We start from the raw sequence: 6,825 nt of genomic DNA, 5'->3' as shown, positions 1-6,825 counted from the left end.
CCCTCCTCACCACCGCCCCCGCCCACGCGGCCCCCTGCGGGGGCCAGGGCGGAGTGACCTGCAACTGGACCGATCACAGGACCGGATCGTCCGGAGGAGGCGGATCCGGGGGAACGGGCGGCGGCGCGTCGGGCCCCATGGAGCCGCCCTCTCCCGAAGGGCTCACCCCTGACCAGGGCGTCGGTGTCGTCCCCGTCGACGGCGGCGAACCCCCGGCGGCGGCACCGCCCACCACGCAGGACCTGTTGGCCCAGGCGATGTCCAGCGTCCAGCTGCCCGTGCCCAGGGTGCGCACCGCGCCGACCAACAAGACCTACGTGCGCATGCGGACGTCGCTCTGGGTCGAGGGCGTGAACGCCGTGAAGACGGCGCCGATCGGGGCGCCGCAGCTCCAGGCGACGGCGACGCCGGGGTCCGTCGACTGGGATCTGGGCGAGAAGAAGCTGCACTGCGACGACCTGGGCACCAAGAGCGGCAAGACCTGCCACTACGTCTACCAGCGGTCGTCGGCGGGCCAGCAGGGCAACTCCTACAAGATCACCGCCACGGTCCAGTGGCGCATCACATGGAAGTGCCTGCTGCCCGGCTGCAACCCGCCGGGAGGCGACCTGCCCCAGCAGCCGACGACGTCGGTCCCCACGCCGCTGACCGTCAGCGAGATCCAGACCAACACGGGCCAGTGACCCCCGAGACCTGAGCGGGGTCGAGGGGGTCGGGGCCGCTGCTATGATCGCCGCCATTGCGTGGTGGTCGCGGTGGTGAGGCGACCCCGCGCCGCCCCGGCCTCCCCCGCGCCGCCGCCGATGCCGGCCACCGCATAGGAGGCCGATCGCCTGCGGTGGTCCGCGGCGGGCCGCCGAATGTCCACAGTTAGGTTCCCGGTGTTGCCAACCCCTCCCCAGGGCCGACGGCCGACCGTCGCGTCCGCGCGGGCCGCGATCGGGGGCAACCGGCTGTTCTCGGCGGTGCTGCTCGCCGGTGTGCTGCTGCGGGTGGTCGCGATGCTGGGGTATCCGCCGGCGCTGTGGTTCAACGACAGCTACGACTACGTGCGGATCGCCGACTCGCCGTTCCCCCATCCGATGCGGTCGGAGGGGTACGGGCTGTTCCTGTGGCTGCTGAAGCCGTTCCACAGCCTGGCGCTGGTAACGGCGTTGCAGCATGCGGCCGTCGTGGGGATGGCGGTGCTCGGCTACCGGGCCCTCGTCCGCGACTTCGAGGTGCGGCGGCGCTGGGCGGCACTGGCCCTCGCGCCCGTCCTGCTGGACGGCTACCAGATCGAGCTGGAGCATTTCCTCCTGTCGGACACGCTGTTCACGGTGCTGGCGTTCGCGGCGGTGCTGCTGATCGCGCGGCCCGGGCAGGCGGGATGGCGGCGCGCGGGGCTCGCCGGGGCGCTGCTCGGCGTGGCGGCGGTCACGCGGACGGTGGGGGTCCCGCTCATCGCCGTCGCGGTCCTGTACCTGATCGTCCGGCGGACGAGGTGGCCCGCGTACGCGGCTCTCGCGGCGGCGTTCGTCCTGCCGCTGGGCGGGTACGCGGCCTGGTTCCACCACGACCACGGCCGGTTCGCGCTGACCGGGGCGGACGGCATCTACCTGTGGGGGCGGACGTCGGCGTTCGCCGACTGCGGCAAGGTCGCGCCCCCAGCAGACCTGGCGCGGCTGTGCCCGCACGGGGCGCCGGACGACCGGCCTGCCGCGTCCCACCAGATCTGGGAGGAGAACTCCCCGACCGGCTGGGAGAACGGGCGTCCGTTCGACCCGGAGACCAACGAGAAGGCCCAGAAGTTCGCGGTGTGGGCCATCACGAACCAGCCGCTCGACTATGTGAAGGTCGTCTCGTACGACTTCTTCGTCCGCACGTTCTCCTGGCGGCGCAGCCCGTACCCGACCCCCGGCACGGAGGCCAAGTACCGCTTCCCGAAGCGTCCGGAAAGGCACAGGCCGCTGCCCGTGATCGGCGGCGGGGACCGGCTCTCGGTGGTGCGGGACTACGAGCACGGCGCGGGCCGCACACGGGTCGTGCGCCCCTTCGCCGACGTCATCCGCGTCTACCAGTCGGTCGTGAACGTGCGGGGATCGCTGCTCGGGGTCGTCCTGCTGGCCGGGGCCGCCGGGATCCTTCGGCGGCGGGCGCGGCGGGGAAGCGGGCTGTTCTGGACGACGGGGATCGCGCTGCTGGCCGTCCCGCCGCTCACCGCGGACTTCGACTACCGGTACCTGCTGCCCGCCCTGCCGTTCGCGTGCCTCGCCGCCGCCACGGCGTGGGGCCGCCGCCGCTCGGACGCGGCGCCGGTGGCCGAGGCCGAGCCCGAGCCCGAGGAGCGGGAGACCGAGTCCCAGCCCGCGGGCGCGTGATCTGAAGACGGGAGAGGAACCGGCAGCGCCCTCCATCCGATGCCGGTCCCCTTGACCCGGTGTTCAGCGCGGCGGACGCTCGCGGTGCATGCGGTTGATCCACTCCGGGCGGAGGCGCTCGATGGGCGCGCTGGTCCACTCGGCCTTCTCGACCACCTCGAAGAACTGCCGGGCGCCCGCGCCGAGCGCGGCGTTCTCCCGGCCGGGCTTGACGATCACGCCCTGGCTGGCGGTGAGCCGCCCGGTCGAGCGGTCGATGAACAGCTGCCACTCGATCGTCCCGTACGCGGCGGTGGTCTGGCGCATCGCGACGGCTTGGCCGGTGTGCCCGCGCGCGTCGGTCGCCGTCACCATCCGCACGCTCTTCAGGCTCGCCAGGAGCCGGTACGTGGCGATGCGGACGCGGTCGGAGACGGGCCGGTCCACGAGGATGGCCGAGGCGTTGGTGAACAGGTACAGGTCGGGCTCGCGGAGCCGCTTGTGGTCGAATTTCGTGGCGTAGTTGAGCAGCCACGCGCGCAGCCGCGAGGCGTCCGCCGGGAGCTTGCGGGCCTCCTCCACGCCGAAGTCGAGCATCGCCCCCTCCCGCTGGACGGGCCCGCGCTGGACCTCCGCGGGCGGTTCACCGCCGAGCGCGGACGCGCCGGGCTTTCCGTCGCGCTCCCATGCGGCGCGATCGGCGGAGCCGACCGGTGTGAAGCGCCACTCGTCCTCCAGGCCGTTCCAGCCCTCGGACGAGCCGTCGCCCAAGCCGTTCTCGGTCTTGGCCGCGACGCTGTAGGCGCCGTTGGCCGCTTCCACGCGGTAGCTAACGCCGGGCTGACTTGTCGCGTTCACCGGCCGGGTCTCGCCGATGGTGGTGTGCACGTACCAGAACCGTCCGTCGGTCATGTTCCGCTCCTTGGCGTCGGCTGCGGACAGCAGGAGTACGGCGGCGGGCCCGCCGTACCCCGGCAGCGGCTCCGGATGGTAAAGCGGACGCGTCCGCCACGCCTGGTACCCGCCGCCCGCCGTGACGAGGACGATCGCCGCCGCGCCGCAGGCCAGCACCGCTCTCCGGCGGGACGATAGAGCTCTCCGGCGGGACGGCGCCGGCCGTCGCGCGTCGCCGGGCGCGGCGGCGGCGGTCTCGTCCAGCAGCCTTCGCCGCGCCGCCGCGGTGGTCCCCTCCGAGGGCGGCCGCTCCGGGGTGAGGTACTCGGCCACTTTGGTCAGCTCATCCACGGTCGTTCTCCTCGTCGTCGCCGGTGAGGCCGGTGGGGTCGGTGCCGCCGAGCGCCGCGCGGATGCTCCGGCGGGCACGGCTCAAACGGGAGCAGACCGTCCCGTAGCGGACGCCGAGCGCCTCGGCGACCTCGGGGTAGCTGAGGCCGCCGAGCGCGACCAGCAGCAGCACGTCCCGGTCGTCGGCGCGCAGGGCCGCCAGCGCGGGGCCGAGCCCGGCGCCGGCGGCCGTCACCGCCTCGGCGACCCGGTCGGCGTGGCCGTCCACGGCGGCGGGGCCGTCCAGCCGGGCCATCGCCCGGAAGCGGCGCACCTCCTCGCGGCGGTGCCGGGCGACGAGCCGGGTCGCGATCCCGTACAGCCAGGAGCGGGGCGTGCCGCGCCCGGCGTCGAACCCGGCGCGCTTGCGGAACGCGACGAGGAACGTCTCGGCCGCGATGTCGTCGGCGGCGTCCGCGCCGAGCCGCCGGTCGACGTAGCGGTGGATCTCGGCGTAGTAGCGGTCGAAGATCCCGGCGAACCGGTCGGGGGCGTGCAGGGAGGCGGCGATCACCTCCGCCGCCCGCGCGTCATGGCCGTCCCGTTCCGCGGACGGGGCCCGCGCGGGGCCGCTCATGGGCAGTCCCGGATGGTCATGGGGTGCCTTCCTGAAGGCGTGAACAGCGATCACGCCCCTTTCTCGCCCGCAGGACGGCGAACCCTTCTCGCCCTCGTCCTCTAGGGGGCCGTGCCCAGGCGGGCGGCGGCGACCTTCTTCGGGACGACCATGCGCCACGCCTCCACGACGAGTTCGCGCATCTCGTCCTCGCCGAGGGCCGCCGTCCACGCGTGCACCCAGTTGAACCTCATGTCGGACTCGCGCGGAAGGTGGAACGTGCCCGGCTCCGATTCCACGAGCGCCGCTCGCTCCTCCTTCGGGAAGGCGAAGCCCATCACCGTCTCGTCCTGGGAGAACCCGACGTAGACGATCGCGCCGACGCGGAACTTCACCCGGTCCCTGATCAAGTGCTCCGACGTGCGCGGCAACGTCAGCGCGAGCCGCCGCACCTGCTCCACCGTGATCATCGTGTCCTCCTGTGGCCGACCGTCCCACCGAAAGTATCGCCGTCGTTTCTGACGATCTTGTTAGATTTGCCGCAGACGGGACGACGAGAGGACAGGCGTGAACGAACTGGTGCGCTGGACGACCCGCGGCGGCACTGTGATCGTGGAGAGCGACGACCGCGAGCCGGGGTTCAGCTCGGTGTCCCGGGGCGAGGGGATCGTCCACGAGGCGCAGGCCCGGTTCGAGGACGCGCTGAAGAACGTCCGCGACGCCGCCGAGGCGGCGCTGGAGACCCTGCGCGGCGGCGCGGTCAAGCCCGATCTGCTGGAGCTGGAGTTCGGGGTCAAACTGAACGCCGCCGCCGGCGCCGTCATCGCCAAGACCTCCGTCGAGGGGCACCTGAAGGTCAAGATGACCTGGGGCGAGGCGGGTCCCGGGGCCGCGGACGAGGAGTAGCCGCACGGTGGACGACTGGCAGTGGCGCGCCTGGGTGGGACGGCCGGGCGGCGGGAAGGTCGGCGCCGCGTTCCTGGTCACCCCGACCCGGCTGCTGACCTGCGCGCACACCGTCCGGGGCATGGACGAGGCGCGCGTCGGGTTCCCCGGGCTCCTGGAGGACCTGCCGGCCCGGGTCGTCCCGTGCGGCGGCTGGCGGCGCGAGGGCGACTTCGGCGACGTGGCCGTGCTGGAGCTGAAAGAGGCCGTCCCGTACTCCCGCGCGCGGCTGGCCGGGCCCGAGGACGTGTACGCCGGGGCCACCTCCGGCCGGGTGTTCGGCGCCTGCGGCTTCCCTCGCCGCCCGGACGAGAACGAGCGCTACGCGAAGGTGACGACCAGCCCGCACCAGCGGATGCGGCGGGAGTGGTGGGAGCTCAAGACCCTCCCGGGCTACTGGCTGGAGGAGGGCTACAGCGGGTCGGCCGTGTACGACGAGGCGACCGGCGACGTCATCGGCATGGTCACCAACGCCGAGCTGCGCGACGGCGACCGGGGCGACCTCGGCTGGATGATCCCGCTGTCCCGCGTCCGGCTGTACTGGGAGGAGCTGGACGACCACCTGCCGCTCGGCTGGCTCACCGCCCCGGCCCGCCGGGAGCTGCGGGAGCTGCTGGACGGCGTCCGCTTCACAGATCCGCTCGGCCGCGACCTGGACGAGGTCACGGGCCGCCCCCGGGTCGAGGACCTCCGCTCCGCCTGGGACTCGGTGCGCCATGTCGCGGAGGGCTGGCCCGAGGAGCGGCTCGCCCGCTACCTCGGCGCGCTGGCCCGGCACCTGCCCGATGTTCCGCGCTCCCGACTGGCCGCCTGGTCGGGACGGCACCTGCCCGTCGCCGTCGCCCGGGAGCCCGCGCGTCCCGAACCCGCGTCCCTCATCGTCCGGCTGGAGCGGGTGACGTTCGACAACGCCTTCGACGTCACCGTGCACACCTGGATCGACGGCGCCGAAGGCCCGTCCCAGAAGACCGAGCGCGTACCGGAGAAGCAGGTCCGGCCCGCCGTCGAGGCGGGCGTGGCGCGGTCGCTGCCCGCGGTCGTCGGACGCGACTGGATGATCGAGTTCGCCGTCCCGGAGACGTGGCTCGGCAGGCCGTTCGAGGAGTGGTACGTCGACCGCCGCAACAGGATCCCGATGCGCCGGTACCCGGTCGTCGTCCGCGACGTGGAACGGCTCCGCCCGTACTCGATCCGGCGCGACCAGGCCCGGCACCGCTGGCGGCTGCTGCACGAGCGGGGCCGCAGCGACCCGCAGCCGGTCGACTGCGGCGCGCCCCGCAAGGGCAGCGCGTTCCAGGACTGGTTGGAGGCCAACGACGACTACAGCGTGCTCGTCTACGGATCCCGTCCGATGAGGAGCTGGCTCACCGCCGCGCTCAACAACGGCGTCCCGGTGATGCTCTGGACGCGGACGGCCTGCGACGTCCCCGCCCACGGCGACTGCCGCGGCGTCATGCGCGAGCTGGCCGCCGCGGTCGGCGGCGAGCATCCCGGCGACCTGCCCCGCGTCGCGCTGGCCCTGCGCAAGAAGGCCCTCACCATCCCCAAGGACCGGCCGCACTGCGGACGCGACCTCACGCTGCTGTGGGACGATCCGTCCCGGCTTCCCGACCCCCCGCTCGGCATGGAGGTATAGGTGCCCGACTGGCTGCTCTACACAGGGAGCCGTCGCCCGCACGACGGCATCGACCGGCTGCCGCC

General features: G+C 73.5%; 7 protein-coding genes. 4 read left to right on the top strand and 3 right to left on the bottom strand.

The window, feature by feature from the left end; all coding sequences use genetic code 11:
* Positions 1-683: hypothetical protein (locus tag E1298_RS42185; RefSeq protein ID WP_207945166.1), on the top strand; the 683-nt coding region annotated here is incomplete at its 5' end.
* A gap of 201 nt (positions 684-884) precedes the next feature.
* On the top strand, positions 885-2,360 hold the full coding sequence (locus E1298_RS42180; RefSeq protein ID WP_131902997.1) for a hypothetical protein: 1,476 nt from the start codon (positions 885-887) through the stop codon (positions 2,358-2,360).
* A gap of 63 nt (positions 2,361-2,423) precedes the next feature.
* On the opposite strand, the gene E1298_RS42175 is transcribed toward E1298_RS42180, so the two are convergent.
* The 3 genes from E1298_RS42175 to E1298_RS42165 all read right to left on the bottom strand — a co-directional run bounded on the left by E1298_RS42175 (position 2,424) and on the right by E1298_RS42165 (position 4,649).
* A complete protein-coding gene (locus E1298_RS42175; RefSeq protein WP_131902996.1) occupies positions 2,424-3,584 on the bottom strand; it encodes a hypothetical protein in 1,161 nt (386 codons plus the stop codon).
* The gene (locus tag E1298_RS42170) at positions 3,577-4,200 is read right to left on the bottom strand and encodes an RNA polymerase sigma factor (RefSeq protein WP_131902995.1); all 624 of its coding nucleotides are present in this window, start codon (positions 4,198-4,200) and stop codon (positions 3,577-3,579) included. The genes E1298_RS42175 and E1298_RS42170 overlap by 8 nt, the downstream gene beginning before the upstream one ends.
* A gap of 101 nt (positions 4,201-4,301) precedes the next feature.
* Entirely contained in the window at positions 4,302-4,649 is a 348-nt protein-coding gene (locus tag E1298_RS42165; protein ID WP_131902994.1) for an MmcQ/YjbR family DNA-binding protein, read from the bottom strand.
* A 97-nt stretch (positions 4,650-4,746) separates the two neighbouring features.
* Here E1298_RS42165 and E1298_RS42160 point away from each other — a divergent pair, with 97 nt between their 5' ends.
* Positions 4,747-5,085: a CU044_2847 family protein gene (locus tag E1298_RS42160; RefSeq protein WP_131902993.1), complete on the top strand. Its 339-nt coding sequence runs from the start codon at positions 4,747-4,749 to the stop codon at positions 5,083-5,085.
* Between the two features lie 7 nt (positions 5,086-5,092).
* Complete coding sequence (locus E1298_RS42155) at positions 5,093-6,760, top strand: VMAP-C domain-containing protein (RefSeq protein WP_131902992.1); 1,668 nt, start codon at positions 5,093-5,095, stop codon at positions 6,758-6,760.
* Positions 6,761-6,825: the final 65 nt, after the last annotated feature.

Origin of the sequence: Actinomadura rubrisoli (assembly GCF_004349215.1) — a bacterium.
Classification (GTDB): domain Bacteria; phylum Actinomycetota; class Actinomycetes; order Streptosporangiales; family Streptosporangiaceae; genus Spirillospora; species Spirillospora rubrisoli.
Note: the sequence above shows the minus strand (reverse complement) of the source record. Positions and strands in the feature narration are given on the sequence as shown.